Annotated in this window: 24 protein-coding genes and 1 pseudogene; 11 read left to right on the top strand and 14 right to left on the bottom strand. The window is 40.5% G+C overall.

Features of this window, described 5'->3' with window-relative positions; all coding sequences use genetic code 11:
• Positions 1–74 precede the first annotated feature (74 nt).
• Positions 75–632, bottom strand: a complete 558-nt coding sequence (locus FTU83_RS03885) for a DUF177 domain-containing protein (protein ID WP_180105699.1) — start codon at positions 630–632, stop codon at positions 75–77.
• A gap of 97 nt (positions 633–729) precedes the next feature.
• Between FTU83_RS03885 and FTU83_RS03880 the strand changes: the two genes are divergently transcribed.
• The 3 genes from FTU83_RS03880 (at position 730) to FTU83_RS03870 (ending at position 2508) form a co-directional block, all read left to right on the top strand.
• A complete protein-coding gene (locus FTU83_RS03880) occupies positions 730–1392 on the top strand; it encodes an elongation factor P hydroxylase (RefSeq protein ID WP_180055291.1) in 663 nt (220 codons plus the stop codon).
• Positions 1393–1481: 89 nt separating this feature from the next.
• Positions 1482–2099 (top strand): L-threonylcarbamoyladenylate synthase, encoded by a 618-nt coding sequence (locus tag FTU83_RS03875; protein WP_078190059.1) that lies wholly within the window; start codon positions 1482–1484, stop codon positions 2097–2099.
• Between the two features lie 100 nt (positions 2100–2199).
• Positions 2200–2508, top strand: a complete 309-nt coding sequence (locus tag FTU83_RS03870; RefSeq protein ID WP_180105698.1) for a hypothetical protein — start codon at positions 2200–2202, stop codon at positions 2506–2508.
• Positions 2509–2539: 31 nt separating this feature from the next.
• Here FTU83_RS03870 and FTU83_RS03865 read toward each other — a convergent pair whose 3' ends face one another.
• Positions 2540–3259: a GNAT family N-acetyltransferase gene (locus FTU83_RS03865; protein WP_180005436.1), complete on the bottom strand. Its 720-nt coding sequence runs from the start codon at positions 3257–3259 to the stop codon at positions 2540–2542.
• A 325-nt stretch (positions 3260–3584) separates the two neighbouring features.
• Between FTU83_RS03865 and FTU83_RS03860 the strand changes: the two genes are divergently transcribed.
• From FTU83_RS03860 to rluB, 3 genes are read left to right on the top strand one after another with little or no spacing between them, the layout of a single operon-like run.
• Positions 3585–4379 carry a ScpA family protein gene (locus tag FTU83_RS03860; protein WP_078190062.1) on the top strand — a complete coding sequence of 265 codons (795 nt, stop codon included), beginning with the start codon at positions 3585–3587 and terminating at the stop codon, positions 4377–4379.
• Entirely contained in the window at positions 4376–4972 is a 597-nt protein-coding gene (scpB, locus tag FTU83_RS03855; RefSeq protein ID WP_168379583.1) for an SMC-Scp complex subunit ScpB, read from the top strand. Before FTU83_RS03860 ends, scpB begins: the two co-directional genes overlap by 4 nt.
• Positions 4973–5013: 41 nt before the next feature.
• Entirely contained in the window at positions 5014–6132 is a 1119-nt protein-coding gene (gene rluB / locus FTU83_RS03850; RefSeq protein WP_180005438.1) for a 23S rRNA pseudouridine(2605) synthase RluB, read from the top strand.
• 47 nt (positions 6133–6179) lie between these two features.
• Here rluB and bioD read toward each other — a convergent pair whose 3' ends face one another.
• The 5 genes from bioD to FTU83_RS03825 form a co-directional block, all read right to left on the bottom strand.
• Positions 6180–6842, bottom strand: coding sequence for a dethiobiotin synthase (bioD, locus tag FTU83_RS03845; RefSeq protein WP_180005439.1), 663 nt, complete (start codon positions 6840–6842; stop codon positions 6180–6182).
• Positions 6843–7616, bottom strand: a complete 774-nt coding sequence (gene bioC, locus FTU83_RS03840; protein ID WP_180005440.1) for a malonyl-ACP O-methyltransferase BioC — start codon at positions 7614–7616, stop codon at positions 6843–6845. It abuts the gene before it with no gap.
• A 1-nt stretch (position 7617) separates the two neighbouring features.
• A complete protein-coding gene (locus tag FTU83_RS03835) occupies positions 7618–8784 on the bottom strand; it encodes an 8-amino-7-oxononanoate synthase (RefSeq protein ID WP_180105697.1) in 1167 nt (388 codons plus the stop codon).
• Positions 8781–10073 carry an adenosylmethionine--8-amino-7-oxononanoate transaminase gene (gene bioA, locus FTU83_RS03830; protein WP_180055261.1) on the bottom strand — a complete coding sequence of 431 codons (1293 nt, stop codon included), beginning with the start codon at positions 10071–10073 and terminating at the stop codon, positions 8781–8783. The genes FTU83_RS03835 and bioA overlap by 4 nt, the downstream gene beginning before the upstream one ends.
• 86 nt (positions 10074–10159) lie before the next feature.
• Positions 10160–10891 (bottom strand): YqiA/YcfP family alpha/beta fold hydrolase, encoded by a 732-nt coding sequence (locus FTU83_RS03825; protein WP_180105696.1) that lies wholly within the window; start codon positions 10889–10891, stop codon positions 10160–10162.
• A 222-nt stretch (positions 10892–11113) separates the two neighbouring features.
• Between FTU83_RS03825 and FTU83_RS03820 the strand changes: the two genes are divergently transcribed.
• Positions 11114–11647, top strand: a complete 534-nt coding sequence (locus tag FTU83_RS03820) for a peroxiredoxin (protein WP_257222520.1) — start codon at positions 11114–11116, stop codon at positions 11645–11647.
• Positions 11648–11702: 55 nt separating this feature from the next.
• Here FTU83_RS03820 and bfr read toward each other — a convergent pair whose 3' ends face one another.
• Both bfr and rlmF read right to left on the bottom strand, forming a co-directional pair.
• On the bottom strand, positions 11703–12167 hold the full coding sequence (gene bfr, locus FTU83_RS03815) for a bacterioferritin (protein WP_067762676.1): 465 nt from the start codon (positions 12165–12167) through the stop codon (positions 11703–11705).
• A 361-nt stretch (positions 12168–12528) separates the two neighbouring features.
• Complete coding sequence (gene rlmF, locus FTU83_RS03810; protein WP_180105694.1) at positions 12529–13503, bottom strand: 23S rRNA (adenine(1618)-N(6))-methyltransferase RlmF; 975 nt, start codon at positions 13501–13503, stop codon at positions 12529–12531.
• Positions 13504–14118: 615 nt separating this feature from the next.
• On the opposite strand from rlmF, the gene FTU83_RS03805 reads away from it, so the two are divergent.
• On the top strand, positions 14119–15180 hold the full coding sequence (locus FTU83_RS03805; RefSeq protein ID WP_373684055.1) for an SDR family oxidoreductase: 1062 nt from the start codon (positions 14119–14121) through the stop codon (positions 15178–15180).
• Between the two features lie 61 nt (positions 15181–15241).
• Here the strand turns inward: FTU83_RS03805 and FTU83_RS03800 are convergent, their stop codons facing one another.
• Positions 15242–17419: a TonB-dependent siderophore receptor gene (locus tag FTU83_RS03800; protein WP_180105728.1), complete on the bottom strand. Its 2178-nt coding sequence runs from the start codon at positions 17417–17419 to the stop codon at positions 15242–15244.
• A gap of 433 nt (positions 17420–17852) precedes the next feature.
• A complete protein-coding gene (gene omp38, locus FTU83_RS03795) occupies positions 17853–18911 on the bottom strand; it encodes an outer membrane protein Omp38 (RefSeq protein ID WP_180077451.1) in 1059 nt (352 codons plus the stop codon).
• Between the two features lie 378 nt (positions 18912–19289).
• On the opposite strand from omp38, the gene FTU83_RS03790 reads away from it, so the two are divergent.
• The 3 genes from FTU83_RS03790 to FTU83_RS03780 all read left to right on the top strand — a co-directional run bounded on the left by FTU83_RS03790 (position 19290) and on the right by FTU83_RS03780 (position 21756).
• Positions 19290–19811, top strand: a complete 522-nt coding sequence (locus FTU83_RS03790; RefSeq protein WP_168379539.1) for a GspH/FimT family protein — start codon at positions 19290–19292, stop codon at positions 19809–19811.
• A 113-nt stretch (positions 19812–19924) separates the two neighbouring features.
• The gene (locus FTU83_RS03785) at positions 19925–21100 is read left to right on the top strand and encodes a thiolase family protein (protein ID WP_180105693.1); all 1176 of its coding nucleotides are present in this window, start codon (positions 19925–19927) and stop codon (positions 21098–21100) included.
• A 206-nt stretch (positions 21101–21306) separates the two neighbouring features.
• The gene (locus FTU83_RS03780) at positions 21307–21756 is read left to right on the top strand and encodes a VOC family protein (RefSeq protein ID WP_180105692.1); all 450 of its coding nucleotides are present in this window, start codon (positions 21307–21309) and stop codon (positions 21754–21756) included.
• A 70-nt stretch (positions 21757–21826) separates the two neighbouring features.
• Here FTU83_RS03780 and FTU83_RS03775 read toward each other — a convergent pair whose 3' ends face one another.
• The 3 genes and pseudogenes from FTU83_RS03775 to FTU83_RS03765 all read right to left on the bottom strand — a co-directional run.
• Positions 21827–22312 carry a DUF934 domain-containing protein gene (locus FTU83_RS03775; protein ID WP_180105691.1) on the bottom strand — a complete coding sequence of 162 codons (486 nt, stop codon included), beginning with the start codon at positions 22310–22312 and terminating at the stop codon, positions 21827–21829.
• Positions 22305–23948: a nitrite/sulfite reductase gene (locus FTU83_RS03770; protein WP_180105690.1), complete on the bottom strand. Its 1644-nt coding sequence runs from the start codon at positions 23946–23948 to the stop codon at positions 22305–22307. The genes FTU83_RS03775 and FTU83_RS03770 overlap by 8 nt, the downstream gene beginning before the upstream one ends.
• A 173-nt stretch (positions 23949–24121) precedes the next feature.
• Positions 24122–24231: pseudogene (locus tag FTU83_RS03765) on the bottom strand (IS701 family transposase); the annotation flags it as partial.

The following is a 24231-nucleotide window of genomic DNA, read 5'->3' as shown; positions in this document are numbered from 1 at the left end:
GGCTCCTTACAAAGATCGAAAAAATGGATCAGAACAAATTCGATTGTCTTATACTCAAGAGTATAACACAAAAATTAGTTAAGTTTACCCTTCAAACCTGCCAAAACATCAAACGGGTTATCCCGTTTTTCTTCAACAAGCTCTTCAGCGGCAGGTTGATGCTTATGTTCACAAGCGTCGTGCTTAGGTGACAAAGGCATCAACAATAACAATTCATCCTCTATCAGTGAGAGTAAATCAGCAGTCGCAGGTGCATCATATGAACCTTTGGTTGTTGCTTCACTTTCACCTAAAACGATGAAATCAGCATCCTCATCCAAGCGCTCTATCAGTGACTCGTCATCTACAAGAGCTAGATGAAAACTTAAAACAAGTGGGATCTCAACAGTATCCAGACAACGCTGGCATTCCATTGAAACATTTGTTTCAACATGACCATCCAGCCATACAATGCGATGATAAGCATCCATTGATAGCTTACAGTCTATGTTAATCAATTGATCATCAATTGATCCAACAGCTTCACGAGCAATACGAACAAAGCGAGATAATGGCAGTGTTCCTGACCATTTAAAGCCCTGTTCAGCCCATTTAAACGGCTCAATCTGTGCCGGAAAGGTATTTGCTGACATAATTAAGGCGGCAATTCTACAAATTCATCAGTACTCTGTCAAAGATTAAGATACAATTTTGTACTTATTTAGACAGACCATTTGGGTAACTTAAGTTATGCATCTGTTGCAGCCGCAAACAGAAGTGAATGTTTCATCACTTATGAGCACAATTTCAACGCTTGATTCTGACATTTCAACCGACCAAGTGCAACTCTCGGCTTGGGAGAAACTTTCCACAGAAACAGAACACGTCGCATGGCTCATCTTACACTTTAATCATTGGTTTTCCCACCTGAATGTGAGCTTAGTGAAAGGTGACTTTGAGCCCGAATACTTTCCTGCTGATTCAAACGGCCCTGCCCGTATTCAATTTGCTCATGGTTATTTCAATAGCGCCTTGCATGAAATTAGTCATTGGACTATTGCTGGTGATCAACGTCGTTTACTTCCCGATTTAGGCTATTGGTATGCACCTGATGGTCGTAGTAAAGAGCAACAAGCCCTCTTTGAACAGGTAGAAATTAAGCCGCAAGCGATCGAATGGTTATTTGCAAAAGCCTTTGGGCGCAAGTTTCGTGTCTCACTTGATAACCTCACTGGTGAAGGAGGAGATGGCAGTAGCTTTAAAGATAATGTCTACGCACAATTACAGGCTTATTTTAAGGGCGATGCCAAACTTCCACGCGATGCTTGGCGCTTTATCCAATGCATTTGTCACTGTACACGTGCTGGCAAAATGTTACAGGCGAATGAATTTCAACGTGAAATGCTTGATTAAATTATACAATTTGACTGCATTTCACATTGCACAAAGCAAATAGACCGCGACATAATGTCTAGAGCTTTTAATAATAAGAGGAAAACGACATGTTGCATTTAAGAATACATCCGGAAAATCCTCAACCCCGTTTAATTACGCAAGCCGTTGAACGGATTCGTGCCGGCGATGTGGTGGTTTATCCCACAGATGCCGCCTATGCCATCGGTTGCCAGATTGGGAACAAAAATGCCATGGAACGCATTGCCCAAATTCGTCAGCTCGATGCTAAACATCAATATGCGATTATTTGTGCAGATTTATCTGACATTGCCACGTATGCCAAAGTCGACAATGCCATGTATCGTTTATTGAAAAATAACACCCCTGCGGTCACTACCTTTATTTTGCCTGCGACCAGTGAAGTTCCTCGCCGTTTAATGCATCCTAAAAAGAAAACCATTGGACTGCGTATTCCGAGCAACCCGATTTGCCAATTGTTACTCAAAGAACTCGGTGAACCTTTATTAACATCGACCTTAATTTTACCGGGCCAAAAAGAACCGATTGATGATCCTTACGAAATTGAACTGCAAATCGGCAAACGAATAGATGTATTAATAGATGGTGGTTTAGGTACTTTAAATACCACTAGCGTTGTAAACCTTGCAGGTGAATACCCAGAAGTGATTCGCCGTGGTGTCGGTGATGTCAGTGCATTTGAATAACATGTCCTGTTAAACACATGCTGTCGATTAGAGGCACAGCATGTAAAGGTCATCTGCTCAAAGCGCGGTTAAATTACCTTTCGATAAAGGAATCGACCTGATGACTTTATTTCAGATTTTACTCAAGCTCCAAAATGCGACAGACCTCAATGTCTCCGAGCAAAACCGTCTCAATCATCTCGCCATTTATGCCACTGAGCCTTGGACTTTAGAATCCACGGCTCAACTAAGGGCAATAGATAAAAATTTAATTTTACCAACAGCGACAACACAGCCGCAGGCTTTTTCTTACTTTCTGCATGCATCAACGGTCAAATCACTATTTAAACACCGATCAAGTCAAAATCTCTGCTCGCAAGCGCAGTGCCAGCACATCATCGAATTTGCACTTGAAAAAACATATGACTAACAGGCTCAAAGTATTGATAGTTGGCTTTTGCTCAAGCGCGATAAAGCTGCATAAATTCTTTTAAATGAATTTTTTGTTGCCCTTGCTCATCAAAATTATTTGTATTGAGCCAAGCTGCATAAGCTTGAGACAACATTGGCCAATCCTGATCTAACATCGCAAACCAAGCGGTATCACGGTTACGACCTTTCACAATCACATGTTGACGAAACAACCCTTCAAATTGAAAGCCAAAACGCAAAGCAGCGTTTTTCGAAGGCGTGTTCAAGTCATCACACTTCCACTCCACCCGTCTATATCCCGCTGAAAAGCATGCTTTTAACAATAGATAAATGGTTTCTGTTGCGGCGGTTGATCGCTTCATTAAACTTGAAAAAAAGACATTGCCAATTTCGATGACAGCATGTGCTGGGCGTACATTGAGCAATCCAATCCACCCTACAATGGCATCACCTACCTCAATGACATAATGCATCGAACCGGTAAAATGAAAGGATTGCTGAAAATAATCACGCAATTGCTGCATGCTTTGAATTTGAGAATAAGGCAAATACGTCCAACAGCGTTCATCAGGTTCTTGTTGTACTGTCTGCCATAGCCGCTGTAAAAGACTATCATCAAGCTGATCTGGCAGCATTGGAATAAGCCGAACAGATTGCCCCATTTCGGTTTTACATCTGAACTGGCAAGGTTCAAACTGCGCCAACGTCATCCCTACGGCCTGACCCCATTGATTATATTGTTGTGGCATAGCTAATATTCTTTTAGTCATTTCATGCTGGACGCCCATCACCCAGATATCACAGCTTAAATGAGTTCATGGATTGATGAGTGTATTTTTTACAATTAACACAAGATGTGATCGATATCACAACTTTAAAATTTTACATGTGTATAAATAAAGCCTATTCCCTATAAATTTTAAGTTTTTTACCCAATTCAACCGTTCAGTAATTTCTTTAAACGCATTTTTCCATTACACTATTCCCTATAACTTTTGTGCTTTTACTTTCGATGTGAGATCGAAGCGAAAGCTGTCTGCATGCCTTTGAAAATTCGCGTGGCCTATAATTGCAATGAACCAAACTGTCCATAATTCTATGGAAGATGCTCCACACATTCGTGTTTTGGATGAGTGGCAAGAAGCTATTCCAGAAGATTTGTACATTCCACCCGCTGCATTTGAAATTCTATTAGAGCATTTCGAAGGACCACTCGACTTTCTGATTTACCTGATTCAAAAAAATGGCTTCGACTTATTACAAGTCGATATTGCCCCGATTGCATCCCAATATTTGTCCTATATGGATGCAATGAAATCTCTAGATATTGAATTAACCGCAGACTATATGGTGATGGCAGCCCTATTGGCCGATTTAAAATCGCGTCTATTATTGCCAAAACCTAAATCGACCGCAGCACATGAACAAGATCCTAAACAAGAATTGATTGACCGTTTAGAAACCTATTTGCGCATTAAACAAGCTGCGGAAAGATTAGGTCAAATGTCGGTATTGGATCGAGATACTTTCGATACCAATGTCAGTTTAGGAACGATTGTCGAAACCAATGATGGCTATGACATTCAATTACTTCGTGATGCCATACTCTGTGTTTTTAATCGACCAGAACCAGTTACCCACCAAATTTTGCAAGAGCCTGTCTTACTCGAAGAACGTATTGCTTATATTGAAACTAAGCTTGAGTCAGGTGAAGTATTAGACTTTGCGGACTTACTCAAACCAAGCCAAGGCCGCATGGGTGTTGTCGTGACATTTATGGCCGTGTTGGAACTGACACGCCAACAAAAAGTTCAAATTGTCGCATCAGGTGTAGAAGCACCGCTTGCAATTCAGGGAGCACGTGCATGAACACTGAACTTAAACAAATGACTGCGGTGACTTCAGAAGATAATCTGCATGAAATTTTGATGCAGCTTGAAGCCATTATTTTTGCCAGTGAAGCGGCAGTGAGTATTGCCCGTTTAAAAGAGGCTTTCCAAGACCGTTTCAGTAAAACTGAATTACGCCAATATTTGCAGCAACTTTCAATGCTGCAACACGGCAGATCAATTGAACTTGTTGAAACCGCTCAAGGTTTCCGTTTTCAAGTACGTGCAAAATATCGTAATATTATTGCACAGACCTGGCCTGAACGACCAACTCGTTTATCGCCATCCTTGCTCGAAACTCTTTCTGTCATTGCTTACCATCAACCGGTAACCCGCGCAGATATTGAGCAAATCCGTGGGGTGACCAACAATAGTCAAATTTTACGTACGTTATTTGACTGGAACTGGATTAAAGAATCTGGTTTTCGTGAACTCCCAGGACGACCCGCGTTGTTAGTTACAACGCCTCAATTTTTAAATGCTTTTGGTCTAACCTCTTTGGGCCAATTGCCTCCCCTGCAGGATGCCAAGGAAGCTTTTATGGCCCTCGATGCGAATGCACCGAAGTCATAAATAGGTGAACTGTTGATGATAATTTCTAAGGTTATGCTGTCATGAGTGAAAAATTGCAAAAGGTGCTCGCACGCGTTGGTTTGGGTTCTCGCCGTTATATGGAAGAAGTCATTGCCGCTGGTCGTGTGAGCGTAAATGGGCAAGTTGCCCAAGTGGGTGAACGTATTGAACCGGGTGATGAGCTTCGCATCGATGGTCGTAAAGTTCAGTTCCAAATTGAAGACGAAATTCGTCGCCGTGTGTTGATTTACTATAAACCAGAAGGCGAAATTTGTTCACGCAATGACCCTGAAAACCGTCCAACGGTATTTGAACAATTACCTCAAATTACCGGTGATCGCTGGGTAATGGTAGGTCGTCTAGATATCAACTCTACAGGTCTATTGCTGTTCACAAATGATGGTGAACTGGCGAACCGTTTAATGCACCCTTCTAGCGAAATCGAACGTGAATATGCCGTTCGTGTCATGGGTGAAGTCACTCCTCAGTTAAAAAACAACATGTTACAAGGCGTTGTTTTAGATGATGGCCCTGCAAAATTTGAGTCATTCTCTGAAATTGGTGGTGACGGTATTAACCGTTGGTATCAAGTGGTCGTAAAAGAAGGTCGTAACCGCGAAGTTCGTCGTATTTTCGAATCTCAAGGCTTAAAAGTGAGCCGTCTTTTACGTACACGTTATGGTTCAGTAATTCTGCCACGCGAACTACGTACTGGTCGCTGGATCGAGCTAGATAAACAAGATATCGACAACTTAACCAAGTCCGTTGAGCTTAAACCACGTCAAGGTACTGGCCTGTTTGGTATGGCGAAACGTCGTACTGAACGTATGCAAGATAAACCAATGGCAGCACGTCGTGGTGGTTACTTACGCCAACAACGTCGTGACAGTGACGAAAACCAGCCACAACAAAGCAATGGTTATCAAGACAACCGTGGCGAACGTCGTACTGGTCGTACTGAAGGTGTTTTCCAAGGCAATGGATTTAACCGTTCAGAGCGTCGCAACGAAGGGTTCAACAATAACCGTAATGATCGCAACAGTGAAAACTTCGGTAACCGTGAACGTCGTAACGACAATTTTGGCAATCGTGAGCGTCGTAATGACTCTGTGCCAAGTCGCGCATTTAGCGGAAACAACAAAGGCTTTAAGAAATTTTAATTTCTTAAGTATAAAAAAACCGCTCATTTGAGCGGTTTTTTGTTTCTTTATACTGACGGAATCAACACTGACGGAATCACTGGAACATCAATCCATAACGCCTCTGGAAAGTGTTTGGCTAAATATGCTTTTAAATATTCAGCAGTATCTTTAGAAATCAATACATCTTGCGATTCATCATTTAAATTATAAGCCAGTGCATAAAGCGCCAAGCCACGACTTTTTAGTGCTTCCAAACTTAAAATCGTATGGTTAATGCTGCCCAAACGCCCCGAAGTCACCAAAATAACGGGATATTGCTTCTCTACAACATAGTCGATGGTTAAAAGGTCCGTAGTCAATGGCACCATCAACCCTCCCGCACCTTCGAGTAAAACGTTGTCATATTTTTCAGTTAAACGTTTTGTCGCGTATTCAATTTTAGCAAAATCAATGTCACGTCCATCGAGTTTGGTGGCGAGATGTGGCGACGCAGGATAACTAAATATTTCAGGCATCGTAAGTTTGGTTTCATCTTCGACCAACAACCTCGTACCCATAATTTGACGATGTTGTTCTATATCCTCAGAAATATCGACATTGCCCGTTTGGATCAACTTTTGGGTAATAGTTTTTTGGCCCTGCTCATTCCACAATTTCGCTAAATAACCCGTCGCATAAGTTTTACCGATGCCTGTGTCTATTCCACTGATAAAGTAAATTTGAGCCACTTATTTTTTCCTTACAATACATTGGATGGGATGATAGGTCAGCGGATACTGAAAATCCTCTGAATCAGGAGCATGTACAAACTGTGCATAATCCAGATAAAACTGTTGCAAAGTGCTTTTTGTCCAGCGATGTTGTGCCGTTGCAGTCACTCCCGTTGCCTTAATATGCTGAAGCACATCGCGGGGATGCTCAAAATACAATTGCTGTACCTCTTGCTTCATCATGACAAATTCAAAACCACAATCCATCAAAAACCGTTGCAGCAGATGAATTTCAAAATAATCCAAACCGCAGCCCGTCAGTTGCTTCATTTCACGCAAATTTTCCGTACCAAAACTGCTGAATACAAAATATCCTTGTGGCTTTAAAGCTTCATATATTTTGCTAAACAACTGCGGTAAATCGGACATCCACTGCAAAGCAGAACTTGAAATAACCAAGTCTAAGTTTTGCGGAAGCGCCTGCTTTTCAATATCACCCATCAGCAGATGGGTATGGGTCTTTTGCAAAAAGGTAGCATCTTGCAAAGTGACGATATTTTCAGACAAGTCATTCAAATATAAAGTATCAATTGAACAATGCTTTAACACTTCCTGCGTGAACATTCCTGTACCGCAACCAATTTCCAAAGCCTGATGCCAATGTTTTTTCCCGACATACTGATCCATCAGTCCTGCCAGCTCTGTGCAGATTCTTTTTTGAACCACAGCCTGCTGATCATAGGTCAACACAGCTTTAGAAAAGCGCTGCTTAATTTGAGATTTATCCAGCATCTTACTCTGCCATTAGTTGCTTGATTAATGTATGCAGCTCTTCTTGACCAATGTTGGAAGTCAAAGAGATGCGTAAGCGCGAACTATGCTGCGGCACAGTGGGTGGACGTACAGGCATGATATAAAAACCTGCTGCTTGCAAAGCTTGAGCCTTTGCTACAGTTTTATTCGACTCGCCAATAATGACGGGCACAATATGTGATGTAGATGGACAATCAAAACCTTTGTCTTGCACAGCTCGCTGCAAACTTTGACTGATTTGCTGTAAATATTGACGCTCTGCTTTTAAATTTAAAACATTCTTGAAGATAAAATCTGTCCACGCCATACAGATCGGGGGCTGTGCGGTACTAAAAATCAACGGTCGCATCGAGTTAATCAAATAGTCACGAATAATCGAATGACAGATGAGATACCCCCCTATTGAAGCCAGTGCTTTACCAAATGTCCCGACTAAAAGATCAATATCATCCATCACTTGATATTGTTCAGCACAACCTAAACCTCGCTCACCGCGCACACCAATGGCATGCGCTTCATCGACATACAGCATGACTTTGCTAAATTGCCTTTTGATCCGTACCAGTTCAGCTAAATCTGTTTCATCACCATCCATACTGAAAATCGATTCAGTCACTACAATGATCCGCTCAAAAGCCTCATTTTCATGATATCTGCATAAAAGCTGAGATAAATGTGCCAAATCATTATGGCGATAGCGCACATATTTCGCAGTTGATAAGCGGATGCCATCAATCATACTGGCATGAATCAGCTTATCCGCCAATATCAAGGTTTTACTGTCTGCCAGTGCAGGTAAAATCCCGATATTCATGTGATAGCCGCTGTTAAATAACAGTGCTGATCGGCCATGAAAGGCATCACTTAATGTTGATTCAAGTTGCTCATATTCTGGAAAATTCCCCGTCAGCAACCGCGAAGAGGATGAACTCATCCAACGCTGTGCGTTCGGGGTTTCATCAAAAAATTGTTCACGTAGATGTTGGTTTGAAGCCAAACCTAAATAGTCATTTGACGCTAAATTCAACATGTTGTGATCGTGAATACTAATGTAACGATCGTGCTGATGATTTGAAGTGAACTGACGTAAGTTGCCTTGCTGTTTTAGTTGATCAAGTTGATCTGAAAAATGGTTGAGCAGATTCATGCTGGCTGCTCCATGTTTTTCACCACCTCAACCATTTGTTCTAGCAAAATTTTTAATTCATGCTCAGAAATAATATATGGCGGCATCACATAAACTAGCTTACCGAATGGACGAATCCAAATGCCACGACGGACAAACTCCTGTTGTAGCATTTTCATATCTACATTGAAGGTCAATTCCACCACACCAATAGCACCAAGTATTCGCACATCTTTGACATGTTCAAGCGATGAAAGTGCTAGTAAATGAAACTTCAATTGAGTTTCGATACGTCGAATATTGGCTTGCCAATCTTGAGAAAGCAGCAGTTCGGTACTTTTTACAGCCACAGCGCAAGCCAAAGGATTTGCCATAAAGGTTGGGCCATGCATAAACACGCCGGCTTCGCCTTGGCTAATCGTATTTGCGACTTTCTGCGTAGTCAGGGTTGCAGACAAGGTCATATAACCGCCTGTCAGCCCTTTACCAATACACATAATATCTGGCTCGACTGCAGCCCATTCCCAAGCAAAGAGTTTTCCTGTTCGCCCAAAGCCAGTCGCAATCTCATCAAAGATCAGCAAGATATTGTATTGCTTGCAGAGTAATTTAGCTTGACGCAAATATTCAGGATGATAGAAACGCATACCTCCTGCGCCTTGTACAATCGGCTCAAGAATCAATCCCGCAATATTTTCATGCTGTTCAATCAGAGTCTTTTCTAGTTCAGCAATATCCGCTGAATTCCACGCTTGGTCAAAGCCAATTTGCGGCGCAGGAACAAAAATTCGATTTGGCAAACTTGGGCCAAAAATTTGATGCATCCCTGTCACGGGATCACACACAGACATCGCATTCCAAGTGTCGCCATGATAGCCAGAACGTGGAGTGACAAAATTGGTTTTATTCGGTTGATGCAAAGACGCCCAATACTGCACTGCCATTTTCAAGGCTACTTCGACAGCAACCGAACCTGAATCGGCAAAGAAGATTTTATCTAAACTGGGCGGGGTGATTTTTAACAGTAATTTAGCCAATTGAATCGCGGGATCATGCGTCAATCCACCAAACATGATATGAGACATCTGTTGCAGTTGATCGATCACAGCCTGATTTAGCTCGGGATGGTTATAACCATGAATCGCACACCACCATGAAGACATACCATCAATCAATTGACGACCATCTTCAAGCTCAATCATCACCCCTTGCGCACGTTTCACTTTAAACGTTGGAAGGGGCTGAGTCATGGATGTATAGGGATGCCAAATATGCTGCTGATCAAATTGTAGATCGGTTAAATTGGCCATCCCTCACTCCATGTATCAGGCTAAAACATCAATGTGGCAAGATGTTAAACCCACGGCAAGGAAAAATAAATTGCCATAAAGCCCAGCTAGTCAGAGATTTGTTCTATTTTCTTTAAATATTGGCAGATTTTGCAACTTATGACCTCAGATTGAAACAATGGAAAGCCATGTGAGCCAGAAACCAATTCTGTCTCCAAAAACTTTACAGCTAAATTACGCAGTAAGCGTTCAACTTTGTAACTAACCAAATAATCTTGCTTAGCAAAAATATGGTATTGATGACCTGTGTAGTTTTTCAAGATACTGACATTATTAAGCTTCTCCAAACAGTTTAATCCTGCTCGAAGCACATCTAAATTTTGCGCTTGAATCAAACTTTGCAAGATGATGAAATCTTGCTTGGTGCTATAAGTACCCTGACAAACCATATAACCAAACTTTTTTAGGGTCGAAATTGCATCCTGCTCGAAAGATTGTTTGAAGCTTTGAAAAGTCGCTTGATCCATCGCAGCAGACCACTTTTCATGAGCCACAAAACTTGGATTTGAGCCAAGTGTGATCAGCACTTTTTGTTGTTGATATTTTTTTTGAATTTCATCTACCAAAATCGTCGCCAATTGACCACCAAGTGACCAGCCAATAATCACATCAAATTGCTGCGCCAATTCAACTTTCTGTTCGAGCACTTCTAGATTTAAGGCATCAAAAATATTCCATAATTCGACCTGATAACCTTGTGTGATCAATGCCTGCTGTAAAGGAGTAAGTAATTTACGACCGCCGCCCCAGCCAGTAATAAGTAAAATATGTTGATTCAATGCAAACTCTAAAATTAACCGATTCCAAATAGTATAAAAGTTCAAAGTAAGTTTGATAGTGGCATTTCAGCACATCAACCGATTTGCAAAATACATTTGGAATCAATTTCAATAGATATAAAATCTGACTGCCTACATCGCTTTAAAATTTGCTAAGATCAGATAAAGAACAATATAAACTGATGCTCTATGAAAGTTTCTTCATTCCTTAAAATCTGTTTCATGACATATGCTTTAATAGCAACTACCCAAATCACAGTTGCCGAAACATCAATACTCAGCACCAGTCAAAACAAACAAAAACAATGGGTAGGCACACCCGCACCCAACTTTAAATTGCAAGATCAAAATGGAAAATGGCACGAACTGAAGCAATATCAAGGGAAATGGCTCGTTCTGTACTTTTATCCCAAAGACAACTCACCCGGTTGTACAGAAGAAGCCAATCAATTTAAAACCCTATATCCACAATTTTTAAAAAGTAATGCGGTTGTTTTGGGTGCAAGCTTAGATGATGTTGCATCACATCAAAAGTTCTCTAAAGCACTCGGACTTCCCTTTCCAATTCTTGCCGACCAACAGCATAAGCTGGCGACTCAGCTAGGTATTGTACGAAACTTAGGGATTTTGAAAGTTGCCAAACGTGAAACCTTTCTGATTGATCCGAAAGGCATTATTGTGTATCACTACACCAGCGTGAATGCACAGACACACGCGACGAAGGTCTTGGCAGATATTAAAAAACTACAACAATAGTTTTCATGGTCCAATAAAAAACCCAGCAGAAGCTGGGTTTTTTATATTTTATTAATTACATTTGAGACTGAATATAGTTTGGTAGACCAATAAGTTCGATCAAACGCATTTGCTTTTCAAGCCAGTAGGTATGATCTTCTTCAGTATCTGACATTTGCTGACGGAGCATATCACGGGTCACATAGTCACCCTTTTCTTCACACAATTTTACGCCTTGTGCAAGTTTCTCACGCACATGATATTCAAGCGCCAAATCTGCTTTTAAACAGGTCACAACGTCTGTACCGACTTCAATATCATCACGATTCATATTCGGTGTTCCTTCAAGGAACAATACGCGACGAATCAATGCATCTGCATGTGAGCCTTCTTCTTGGCTTTCATGATCGATACGTTCAAAGATTTTGCTCAGGCCCCAATCTTCATACATACGGGAATGAATTAAGTATTGATCACGAGCAGCCAGTTCGCCACCGATCAGCATATTTAAGTAGTCTACGACTTCTGGATTGCCACGCATTTTCTTCACTCCATACCCTTTTCAAATATTATGGACAAGTTTCAAAATGAATGCAAAATATAATTTTTGTAAGTTTATGATTTATATAAAATTTAAATGATAAGCATACGCATTTTCAGTTCAATTCAGCGCATTTTTCACATATAAAAGAAGCCCTTGCAGAATATTCAATGCATTTAGAACACGAAATAATCAAAAATCGCTGGATGCTGTTTTTTGTAACAATTAACAATGCGTCTTGTTTAGCAAAAATATCTCCTGATTGATTCAACACATGGTGCTTATCGATATGGGAAACTTTATATCGATACCCTATGCATTGCAGTCAAGAGCAAGGTGAACATTTCCAAATAAGACAGGCTTAAGCTGAAGTCCAACGTGCATTCTTCCACGCTTGCTGCTGCTTTGAATCTAAAAAAGTCCAAGCGACAAAACGGCTTTCTTTTTGTCCCTGCGTCATTTTAATGGTTTTCACATCCACTGCGCCGCTCTTCGCTAAGGCCTTTAAAAGCACTGGCAATGTTGTTTTCTTGGAAACTAGTGTACTAAACCAAAGGCATTGCTCAGCAAAATGAATACTCTCTTGCACCATTTGGCAGACAAATCGTTCTTCGCCGCCATCACACCAGAGTTCGTTTTTTTGACCGCCAAAATTTAACACCACCTTAGTCCTATCAACTGGCTTGCCTAGTTTTCTTAATTTTTGCGTTGCGGTCGTGTTGGCTTCATCTTGTGAGGCATGAAATGGCGGATTACACATGGTCAAATCAAAACGATCTGAAGGTTTAATCACACCATTGAAAATATTGCTCGCTACTTTCTGCAATCGAATCTGAATGCCTTTACGCAGATTCGGGTTGGCCTCCACAATAAATTGAGCACTTTTAACCGATGCAGCATGTATGTCTGAGCCTACAAATTTCCAGCCATAGCTGCGATGACCAATAATCGGATAAATACAGTTCGCGCCCACCCCAATATCTAAGACTTGAACGTTGTGTCCTGTTGGAATCTGCCCTTTGTTGTTGGCACTCAACAAGTCAGCCAAATAGTGAATATAGTCCGCTCGCCCCGGAATAGGCGGACAAAGATAATCTTGAGGAATATCCCAATATTGAATGCCATAAAAATGCTTGAGCAATGCTTTATTCAACATTTTCACAGCGTGCGGATCAGAAAAATCTACCGATAAATCGTTATATTTATTTGGGCTGACAAAAGGTGCAAGTTCCTTACAGCTCTTGATTAACTGAGGAAAATCGTAACGACTACGGTGCAGATTTCGTGCATGTAATTCCGACTTTTGCTGCGGAAAAGATTTCTTTGCTTGCGCCATATGTATGCCAATATTCAACGGGAGAACAGAATCATCTGATAAGGCAGGATATCTACCTGCAAATTAGTTGATATTGTACGTGAATTTGACCATCAATGACGCCCCAATCCTTTTATTTGTCTATCTGCAAATCAATAACCACGTGGACATCTATTCTTATTTAATCTGTACATTTTTGGTTGCTATAGCATTAGATTTCATTAAAAAAACCGTGGAAGATGAAGAATCAACAAAAAAGCCCAATCTGTGATGATAGGGCTTTTCATATCAGCATAAAATAATGATTTATATGAAATAAAAGTTTAGTTAGAACAGGAAGCCTAGACCTAAGATCTAGGCTTTAAATTAAAGCTCACAAGTTAGATATGACTCTTTGTCCATTTATTTATGAGATTTTGCGCCCATAATCATAAGAATATGCATCTATCCAACACTCATCCCATCTGAGCATTTTTAAGATCAATAAAAAATCACTTTTGTAGCGCTCTCATGAGATTTCTGCTGAATTTAGAGCACATTAAACTCAATAATAAAAATATATTTTTTCAAATTAATCAAAGACAAAACTAAATATTCTCAATATGATAAAAAATGCGTCAATTAAAGTTGAAGAACATGAATACCAAGACAACACCGATACTCGTTACAGGCGCCACAGGCTATATTGCCAGCTGGGTCATTAAAAATCTGCTTGAACAAGGACATACAGTTCACGCCACCGTACGCGATCTGAATAAGAAAAAAAGCTTTGCTCACTTAGAGAATATCGCAAACCAAAGTACTGGCACATTCAAACTGTTTGAAGCCAATTTACTTACACCGCATGCCTTTGATGAAGCCATGCAAGGCTGTGAAATTGTGATCCATATGGCATCCCCTTTTGTAGTGACCAACTATAAAGATGCAGTAAAAGATATTATTGAGCCTGCGGTAATAGGCACAGAAAATGTATTAAACAGCGTCAACCAAACAGAATCTGTAAAACGCGTGGTGGTGACATCCAGTATTGCTTCAACTTATGGCGATGCGATCGACATTAAGCAAACAGCAAATAACCAATTTGATGAGTCTCACTGGAACACCACCAGCTCTGAAACCCATCAGCCCTATCCATATTCAAAAGTCATGGCGGAGCGCAAAGCTTGGGATATGCAAAAAGCACAAAACCGCTGGGAACTGGTTTGTGTCAACCCAGCGCTGGTTCTTGGCCCTTCACTAACTGCGATGACCAAGTCTGGCAGCGTTGAAGTGCTTGAGCAGTTTGCTAACGGTATGACCCTCGCAGGTGTACCGCCGATGTGGAATGGCATTGTAGATGTCCGTGATGTTGCGGATGCACACTTGCAAGCAGCCTTTAACCCAAATGCAAAAGGCCGTTATATTATCAGCGGCGGCACGCTCAGCCTGCTGGAAATGGGCAAAATTCTGCGCCAGCACTTTGGTCCAAAATTCCCCTTCCCGCGCAACCAGTTGCCTAAAGCCGCATTTAAATTGTTTGGCCCTCTTGCAGGTTTCCCACGAAAGTTTGTTGAACTGAATATGGGTTACCCAATTTACTTTAATGCTGAAAAAAGTAAAAAAGAATTGGGCATTGAGTACCGAAATATTCAACAAAGTGTGGTTGAACATTTCCAACAACTCCTCGATGACGGTGTGGTTAAGCAATATATTCCGTAAATCATTCATTTGCAAAAAAGCCACCTGACGGTGGCTTTTTATATAAAAAAACTAAACTAACTTAGAAATCAAAAGTCACGCCAACTTTATAGGTACGTGGACCACCCACTAAGGCATAACCTGAGTTGAATGTACCTTCCCAATATTGCTCATCAGTCATGTTATCAACATTGGCTAAGAATGTAGTATTTACACCACCCAAATTGGTTTTATAACGCGCACCTAAATCTAAAATTGTATAGTCTGGCAGTTTAAGTGTATTGGTTTCATTTAAGTACTGTTCACTCACGTAGTTTGCACGCGCATTAACATTCAAACCATCCACATACGGCACTGCATAATCCAAGCCGAGTGTAGCAGTAAAGTCAGGAATACCATACACCGTATTACCTTGATTGGTTACGCCACTTTTCACCGCTGCTTTGGTATATTCAGCGTCAATATAAGCCAAGCTACCCATCAGATTTAGTCCAGTATAAATCTCCCCAGAAAATACCCACTCGACGCCACGTGAACGTGTTTCTGCATCATCTGTTGTGATTTGGTTGACACTACTACCTGTATTTCCATCAGAATAATCAGAAGACATCGTCGATGGTTTTTCAATTTGATACAGTGCAAATGTATTTAACCAACTACCTGTTTGATATTTAGCACCCAATTCATATTGTTTGGTTTGGAATGGCGCAAAGGTGACATTATTGTTGGCATCTGCAACATTATTCACCGTTACACCTTCAGAAAGACCTTCAACATAGTTTGCATAAATAGAAAGATTCTCACCAAATGGTTTAACCACAACACCTAAGCTTGGGGATATTTTATCGTCTTGATAGCCTGTATTTTTCTGTAAATTCTTTGTGTCGATATCTTGATAACGTGCACCAACAATAAATTGCAACTTATCATCCAACATTGAAATCTGATCAGATACCGTATAGCTAGTATATTTATTATCTAAATTCGGTTTAACCACTGGGTACGCAGAAGGCATCCCTACAGTCGTATCAGGATCATACAAATTAGTTGAATTAATTTTCTCTTGTGTTGCCGCAACATGCTGATCTGTTTCTTTGGTCAAATAATCAGCTCGAACATTTACAGCATGTTTTACAGCACCCGTATTAAACTTATATTGAATACCTGTATTTGCTGATGTAATCGACTCTGATGACCCCGTACGATAGTACTGAGATGTGGCATGACCATCTGCTTGGCCAACGACAAGACGCGTACCAAAAATATGGCCACTATAGGCCTTTTCAATATGTCCTACACCTGCATAAACATTTAAGTCAGGTGTAAATGCATATTCACCACTTAAGCCTACAAACTCACTATCAGTATGGCCTTCCAAATTTTTAAAATAGTTGGTATCGCCTTTAGGTGCAGCAAGCACGCCATTATAGGTATGGCCACGAGCATCTTTGACACCAAATGCCACCATCGCAGGCGAACCACCATTACGGTCATCACGTACAGCATACGCATCAAAATTCAGTTTCAATTTATCTGTTGTATAATCAGCAGCAATTGCACCTGAAGCATGTTTATCATCCATGCCTTCTATGATGTGCTCACCTTGACCATAAGCACCATTCACACGTAAGCCAAACTCTTTTTCAACACCAAAACGACGTGAAACATCAAAGCCTGATTGATAAAAGCCACCTTCTTCCATTGAAGCTGAAACTTGAGTTTTTTCTTTATCTGCACGCTTAGTTTTGGCAATGACAACACCACCCACTCCACCTGCAGGCGACATACCTGCAACCAATGCATTCGGACCTTTTAAAACCGTTACCGAATCTAAAAATTCAGTTGGTACACGCCCATAAGGTGCCATACCATACATACCATTCAATGCAATATCATCATGATTAACATCAAAACCACGTAGGTTAAAGTTTTCATTCAAGTGGCCTTGATTGGTGGTAATGCGGATACTTGCATCATTTCTCAGCACTTCACCCACGGTGGTCGCTTGCTGTTCTTCAATTAATTTTTCACTATATGCAGCAACGCTAAATGGCGTATCAACAATTTTTTTATTTCCCAAAGCACCAAGGTCTGTCTGCGCTTTCAACTTACCATTTGCAAGTTGCTTTTCTGCAGGCACCTCAACCTCAATCGTCTCAAGTACCGTTGTATCCGCTGCAAGCGCAGATGTTGCCCCTCCAACACCGAGCAGCACCATAGTTATAGAACGTACTAAGTATGTTTTTGCAAAATTATTCATCATTTCAAGATTAGTTTTATTTGAATAAGAGTGATTATAATATTTAGAATAATTCTTAACTGCATCATGAATCCCGATGATTATATTTTTTTAATGAGAAATATAAATATTAATTTTTTATAAATTATCGACAACACAAATGTAAATATTTGTTTTTAATTATTTTTATAAAAAATAAAAACACAAACTGTGTATGTTCAATTAAAGCTCTTACGCAAACAAATGATTAATTAACATACAAATAGTTTGAACTTTTACATGCGTTATTGCCCCTTTGAATAGATTTATCCATTTACATCCAATGATTATTCAAAAGTTAACACCTTAATTGTATTAGAGCTTTTCCCTATTTAAGAATGCTTTTTTTAATTTTTTGACATAAAAAAAAGCGACTCAAAAGAGCCGCTTTTTTCTAACCGAAGTTAAACTCAAATTATTGAGCTTGACCAGGTTGAGCCACTACAGTACGGCTACCAGAAATCGTAGCGAATACGCGACGGTTCATAGCACGGCCTTCTTTAGTGTTGTTGTCAGCGATCGGTTGATCCCACGCGAAACCTTGAGTAGATAAACGAGCTGGGTCAACGTTGTATTCGTTAACAAGTGAAGATTTAACAGAGTTAGCACGGGCTAGTGATAAACGTTCGTTTAGAGCACGTGGACCAGTGTTATCTGTGTGACCTTCGATGTTAGCTGTAGCATTAGGGTATTCGCCTAATTTTTCAGCTACTTTAGCAATTTCAGGTTTGTATTGATCTTTGATGTTTGATTTGTTTGTATCAAAGAACACACGAAGTTCCATGTTAAGATCTTCAGTCAACTCTTGAGGAGCTGGAGCAACTGGAGCAACTGGAGTTACAGGAGCAACTTCAACTACAGGAGCAGCAGGTTTCAAGTGACCGCCAAGAACTACGTTAAGACCAGCTAAAGCTGTGTAGTTCCAGAAATCTTCATCGATGTTGTAAGTAGCACGAGCTTCAGTACGTAGAGATAAAGCATCGTTTAAGCGCCAGAAAGCACCTAAACCAGCATTACCCAAAGTACCTTCTTCAGTAGTACCACGAGCTTGTGCAGATGGAGCTAAACCACGAGCAGCAGCTTCGTCAAATTTGTATTTGTAGTGACCAGCACCCAACAATACATATGGCTTAACTTTGCTGTCATAGTTTTTAGTGATCAAATCAGAAGTAGCATAGAAGTTACCATTGATTTGAGTTTGTTTGTATTCGCCGAAATCAACGTCTACATCACCTTTAACTTGGTTATATTCAGCTTCGAAACCTAACCATGGAGTTAATTCAACACCAAGTGCTGCACCAACAAACAAGTCATCTTGTAGCTCAGGACTTTCAGTTAAGTTACCACGGCTGTTGTTGTGTTGAGAATCTTGGAAAGTGTAACCAAGCATTAATGGAGTAACAGTTACGCCTGCGTTTGCAGCTGCTAAAGGAGCAGCTACGAGCATTGCTAATGCAATACGACTCATTTTCATGGATTTATCCTCCAGAGATAACAATTGTTGTTAAAGCTCAAGCCGAAAAATTGGCTATCCTGAGATAGGCTTTCTTATACCCCAGTTTTTTTTTTAAGCTATTCACACTGAATCATACAAACACTTTTTTCTTTTTCCAAGTGCTTGATTAATCTAATCAAGTAAATTATTGACAAAATTACTTACAATTTCCGTTGTAATTCGGTAAATTTTTACTCAATTTTGAGCAGTGAATCGCCTATTGTCACTTGCTATTTTCATTTTAACAGCTTTATCTAAAATTGAGTAATAAAATTCTATACTCAAAATTAATATCGCCATTAAAAACACATATAACACTAAACATATAAAAATAATATTAAATTTTGGATTAAATCAATGTCTTACAACAAAGAAACTGGCTTTACTTTATTTGAACTTTTGGTCTCAATTGCGATTATTGTCATTATCGTGACGATAGCTTTACCACATTTCAACAATTTAATGGCGCAGCGAGAAGCGAATAACATCAAATCGACTATTCAAAATCACAATGCATTCGCACGGGCTCATGCCACTATTTATCATTCCAATATTGTGATTTGTCCTAGTCTTGACTTTAAACTTTGCCAACCTAACAACTGGAACAGTGGTCTGATTATATTTATTGACAGTAATAAAAACCGCCAAGTCGACGCAAATGAAAAAATATTACTACAAGACAAACTTAACTTAAAATATGGGGACCTCTCTTGGCGTGGGACTTTACACATTCCGAGCCTAACCTTTCAGGCCAGCTCCGGTTTACCCAATGGTTCAAATGGTAGTTTCTACTACTGTTCGAAATCAACACTTCAACCGATCCGAGCAGTCTTAAGTCGAATGGGACATTTACGATTTGAAAACCCAACCAGTTGCTAATTTGAGAACCGGTGAGTCCAAAGCAGCCTTTTAAATTTGCTTTATTCCTGTTCAATTTTACTTATACTGCTGACGTATTCAAAAATTAATGTATAAGAAAATGGAGATATGTAATGACTGATATCGTCATCGTGAATGGTGCCCGTACAGCAATGGGTGGTTTTCAAGGGAGTTTAGCCGCTGTCACTGCACCTGAATTAGGCGCAGTCACAATTAAAGCAGCCATCGAACGCGCGGGTTTACAACCAACAGATGTTGAAGAAGTCATTATGGGCTGTGTGCTTCCAGCTGGTCTGAAACAAGGTCCTGCCCGTCAAGCGATGCGTCAGGCTGGTCTTCCAGATTCAACTGGTGCCGTAACCATCAACAAGCTGTGTGGTTCGGGGATGAAGGCCGTGATGCAAGCGGCAGATATGATTAAAGCAGGTTCAGCTCAAGTCGTGGTTGCAGGTGGTATGGAATCAATGACCAATGCGCCGTATGTATTGACCAAAGCACGAGCTGGCTACCGTATGGGCCACGGTGACGTTAAAGATCACATGTTCTTAGATGGCCTAGAAGATGCAGAAACAGGCCGACTCATGGGGTCTTTTGCGCAGGATATGGCAAATACCAAAGGCTATACACGTGAACAAATGGATGACTTCGCCATTCGCTCGCTTAAACGTGCACAAACTGCAATTACTGAGGGTTATTTTGCTGACGAAATCGTGCCTGTCACTGTTTCGAGTCGTAAAGGCGATGTGATTGTCGATAAAGACGAACAGCCTTTTAACGCTAATATCGAAAAAATTTCAACGCTGCGCCCTGCTTTTGCTAAAGATGGAACGATTACCGCTGCCAATGCCAGTTCTATTTCTGATGGCGCATCTGCTTTAGTTTTAACATCAGCAGATCAAGCTTCAGCAAAAGGTTTAAATCCGCTCGCAAAAATTGTGGCTTATGCATCAAATTCTCAGCATCCATCCGAGTTTACCATTGCACCTGTAGGCGCAATTCAAAAAGTTCTAGATAAATCGGGTTGGAATGTTGCTGATGTAGATTTATGGGAAATCAATGAAGCCTTTGCGATGGTCACGATGTGCCCTATTGATGAATTTAAATTAGATGCTGAAAAAGTAAATATCAATGGTGGTGCTTGTGCGCTTGGACATCCTGTTGGTTCTACCGGTTCACGCATTATCTTAACGCTGATCCATGCATTAAAACGTACAGGTGGTAAGCGTGGTATTGCAGCACTATGTATCGGTGGTGGTGAAGCGACTGCTGTGGCGATTGAATTGCTTTAATCCTCTGCTGACTCCCTTCACAAAGGACGATTTAGAGGGAATATTCTTTAATCCTCCCCTAACCCCTCCTTTAATAAAGGAGGGAGACTGAAAACCCCTCTGTAAGAGGGTTTTTTTATGCTTACATTTTAGACATAAATTATTCACATACAGCTCAGCAAAGGCTCTTAAAATAAATGTCTAAATAATAAAAATGGATGACCTTTATGCAGCTCAATCACTACTTGAATTTTCAAGGCAATACCGAGGCAGCCTTTAATTTTTATCGTTCTGTATTTGGTGGAGAATTCCTCAATGTGATGCGTTATGGTGATATGCCTGCTGAGGAAGGCATTTCATTATCCGATGCAGATCAGCAAAAGATTCTGCATATTTCCTTGCCAATCAATGAATTTACAGTGCTGATGGCCTCTGATGTCAACGAACAATTTTGTGCACAAACCAATCAACCCTTTACCGTAGGCAGCAATCACTATATTTCGATTAATTTAGACAGTAGTGAACAAGCTGAAGCCAAACGACTGTTTGATGCATTGTCCAAAGGTGGCTCTATAGAAATGCCTCTCGAAAAGACCTTTTGGGGGGCACTCTATGGCGCATTTACCGATCAGTTCGGTATTAAATGGATGGTCAATTGCCAGCTTGAAAACGAATAATCACTCATTAAAAGTATTTCGATCAATAAAAAAGCCTCCAAACGGAGGCTTTTTTTATCAATAACGGCACTTAAGCACCTGTTTGATAATGCGCTTGCGGCACAGCAGTTGAAGCTTGGTATGAATTGGTAAAATCACCTAAGCCAGCAGCAGCTTCAGCTATATCTTTACCTTCTTTCACCACAAAAGTATCGAAACCTGAACGCTTCATGTAGTTCAACACGTCTTTGAATACATCACCTGTCGCACGTAGTTCTCCTTGGAAACCTTGGCGACGTAACAATGCAGCAAATGAGTAACCTCGACCATCGTTAAAACCGGCAAATTCGATGAAAATAGCATCTAACTGGTCAAGCGGGAATTCATTGGTTTCAGGTGAAGCATCCACCGTTACGAAAAGTGCTTTTTTACCAGACACATTCGCAAGTTGATCTAACTGCTCAACTGTTAAAACCACGTCACCTTGTGGCAACACACCATCTTCACCAATGACTTGGTAAGTATTGTCTGCAATCGAGCCATCTTTAGAGAGGACTTGTAGTGCTGTATTAAGCATATGCACGCTCCTTAAATGGTTGGATGCCAACACGGCGGTAAGTATCAATAAACTCTTCGCCTTCAGCACGAAGGTCTAGATAAGTATTTAAGATCTCTTCGATGATGTCAGGTACAACTTCAGCTGCAAATGATGGACCTAAGATGTCACCAATCGATGCATCATGGTCGGCATTACCACCCAAAGTAATTTGATAAAACTCAGCACCCTTTTTGTCTACACCCAAAATACCGATGTTACCCACATGATGGTGACCACACGCATTCATACAGCCAGAGATGTTCAGATCCAATTTACCCAAATTGTAAATGGTGTCTAAGTCATCAAAACGACGAGAGATCGCTTCAGAAATTGGAATCGATTTCGCATTTGCCAATGAACAGAAGTCACCGCCCGGGCAGCAAATAATGTCGGTTAAGAAGCCAATATGTGCACGTGCAAGATTGTGTTGATCTAGGATTTTCCAAAGATCAAACAAATCTTTTTGCGGTACATCTACAAGCGCAATGTTTTGCTCATGTGTGGTACGGAACTCACCAAAGGTATATTTGTCAGCCAAGTCAGCAATCAGGTTCATTTCTTCAACAGTCATATCGCCCGGTGCAATACCCACACGTTTCAAAGAAATCGTAACGATGCGGTAACCTTTGACTTTATGTGCATTGGTGTTGATGTTGAACCATTGTTTAAATTTCGGCTCTGCGGCAAATTGCTCTGCGAAATCTTCATCCGCATAATCTTGGTAATCAAATGGTGTGAAGTTCTCATCCATTTTCGCCAAGGTATCAGCATCAATTTTTAATGTTTTGATGGTATGTGCAAATTCAGCTTCCACTTTCTCTGCAAATACTTCTGGTGTTAATGCTTTCACCAAAATTTTGATACGCGCTTTATATTTGTTATCACGACGACCGTGTAAGTTGTATACACGAAGTACCGCTTCTAAATAAGCAATCAAATCTTCACGTGGCAAGAAGTCACGAATAAAACTACCAATCACTGGTGTACGGCCTAAACCACCACCAACTTTGATTTTATAGCCAATCTCGCCTGCTTCATTTTTCACGATATACACACCGATATCATGGAAAGACGTTGCCGCACGATCAGTTTCTTCCAGTGCTGAAACTGCAATTTTGAACTTACGTGGCAAGAAAGCGAATTCTGGGTGGAAAGTTGACCATTGACGAATCAATTCACACGTTGGACGTGGGTCAGCAATTTCACCTGCAACTACACCTGCATATTGGTCAGTTGTGGTGTTACGAATACAGTTACCCGAAGTTTGAATCGCATGCATTTGAACAGATGCGAGCTCTTGTAACATGTCAGGCACATTTTCTAGTGCAGGCCAGTTAAACTGAATGTTTTGACGAGTAGATACGTGCGCATAACCACGGTCATAGTCCTGAGCCAATGACGCAATTTTACGTAATTGTTTAGAATTCATCAGGCCATAAGGTACTGCAATACGTAGCATCGGTGCATAACGTTGTACATAAAGGCCGTTTTGAAGACGCAGTGGACGGTATTCATCTTCCGTCAATTTACCTGCTAAATAACGTTCCGTTTGATCACGGAACTGTGCAACACGTTCATTAACCAGTTGCTGGTCAAAATCAGTATATAAATACATGGCGTACAGCTAGTAATTTCTATTATAACAATGCACAGCATAACGAGATTTTATCTATCAAGAAAATGCGTTTTTTACATATTTAATAGCGATTTTATTGATAAGACTGTCGCAATTTCACTGATATAGCGGATTCCGGTCATTTACTTTTTATTTATAGGACTTACGCACTATCATTTATAGATTCTCTGTGGTAGCAGATGATTTTTATCGAGAATAAAGTCATCAATGAAGTTTTTGATAATTGGTCTAAATAATTTCTTCTGCCAACGATATATATTTT

Source organism: Acinetobacter sp. YH12152 (assembly GCF_013418285.1).
GTDB classification, from domain to species: Bacteria; Pseudomonadota; Gammaproteobacteria; order Pseudomonadales; family Moraxellaceae; genus Acinetobacter; species Acinetobacter amyesii.
This window is presented reverse-complemented; position numbering and strand designations above follow the sequence as displayed.

What these genes read in the sequence shown, in the direction of transcription:
- FTU83_RS03880 (WP_180055291.1), top strand. Translation starts at nt 730, where the DNA reads ATGCATCTGTTGCAGCCGCAAACAGAAGTGAATGTTTCATCACTTATG.
- FTU83_RS03875 (WP_078190059.1), top strand. Translation starts at nt 1,482, where the DNA reads ATGTTGCATTTAAGAATACATCCGGAAAATCCTCAACCCCGTTTAATT.
- FTU83_RS03805 (WP_373684055.1), top strand. Translation starts at nt 14,119, where the DNA reads ATGAATACCAAGACAACACCGATACTCGTTACAGGCGCCACAGGCTAT.
- FTU83_RS03780 (WP_180105692.1), top strand. Translation starts at nt 21,307, where the DNA reads ATGCAGCTCAATCACTACTTGAATTTTCAAGGCAATACCGAGGCAGCC.
- FTU83_RS03775 (WP_180105691.1), bottom strand. Translation starts at nt 22,312, where the DNA reads ATGCTTAATACAGCACTACAAGTCCTCTCTAAAGATGGCTCGATTGCA.
- FTU83_RS03790 (WP_168379539.1), top strand. Translation starts at nt 19,290, where the DNA reads ATGTCTTACAACAAAGAAACTGGCTTTACTTTATTTGAACTTTTGGTC.
- FTU83_RS03820 (WP_257222520.1), top strand. Translation starts at nt 11,114, where the DNA reads ATGACATATGCTTTAATAGCAACTACCCAAATCACAGTTGCCGAAACA.
- bioC (WP_180005440.1), bottom strand. Translation starts at nt 7,616, where the DNA reads ATGCTGGATAAATCTCAAATTAAGCAGCGCTTTTCTAAAGCTGTGTTG.
- FTU83_RS03785 (WP_180105693.1), top strand. Translation starts at nt 19,925, where the DNA reads ATGACTGATATCGTCATCGTGAATGGTGCCCGTACAGCAATGGGTGGT.
- rlmF (WP_180105694.1), bottom strand. Translation starts at nt 13,503, where the DNA reads ATGGCGCAAGCAAAGAAATCTTTTCCGCAGCAAAAGTCGGAATTACAT.
- bfr (WP_067762676.1), bottom strand. Translation starts at nt 12,167, where the DNA reads ATGCGTGGCAATCCAGAAGTCGTAGACTACTTAAATATGCTGATCGGT.
- FTU83_RS03865 (WP_180005436.1), bottom strand. Translation starts at nt 3,259, where the DNA reads ATGCCACAACAATATAATCAATGGGGTCAGGCCGTAGGGATGACGTTG.
- bioA (WP_180055261.1), bottom strand. Translation starts at nt 10,073, where the DNA reads ATGGCCAATTTAACCGATCTACAATTTGATCAGCAGCATATTTGGCAT.
- FTU83_RS03800 (WP_180105728.1), bottom strand. Translation starts at nt 17,419, where the DNA reads ATGAATAATTTTGCAAAAACATACTTAGTACGTTCTATAACTATGGTG.
- FTU83_RS03870 (WP_180105698.1), top strand. Translation starts at nt 2,200, where the DNA reads ATGACTTTATTTCAGATTTTACTCAAGCTCCAAAATGCGACAGACCTC.
- FTU83_RS03860 (WP_078190062.1), top strand. Translation starts at nt 3,585, where the DNA reads ATGAACCAAACTGTCCATAATTCTATGGAAGATGCTCCACACATTCGT.
- scpB (WP_168379583.1), top strand. Translation starts at nt 4,376, where the DNA reads ATGAACACTGAACTTAAACAAATGACTGCGGTGACTTCAGAAGATAAT.
- FTU83_RS03885 (WP_180105699.1), bottom strand. Translation starts at nt 632, where the DNA reads ATGTCAGCAAATACCTTTCCGGCACAGATTGAGCCGTTTAAATGGGCT.
- FTU83_RS03770 (WP_180105690.1), bottom strand. Translation starts at nt 23,948, where the DNA reads ATGTATTTATATACTGATTTTGACCAGCAACTGGTTAATGAACGTGTT.
- omp38 (WP_180077451.1), bottom strand. Translation starts at nt 18,911, where the DNA reads ATGAAAATGAGTCGTATTGCATTAGCAATGCTCGTAGCTGCTCCTTTA.
- rluB (WP_180005438.1), top strand. Translation starts at nt 5,014, where the DNA reads ATGAGTGAAAAATTGCAAAAGGTGCTCGCACGCGTTGGTTTGGGTTCT.
- FTU83_RS03835 (WP_180105697.1), bottom strand. Translation starts at nt 8,784, where the DNA reads ATGAATCTGCTCAACCATTTTTCAGATCAACTTGATCAACTAAAACAG.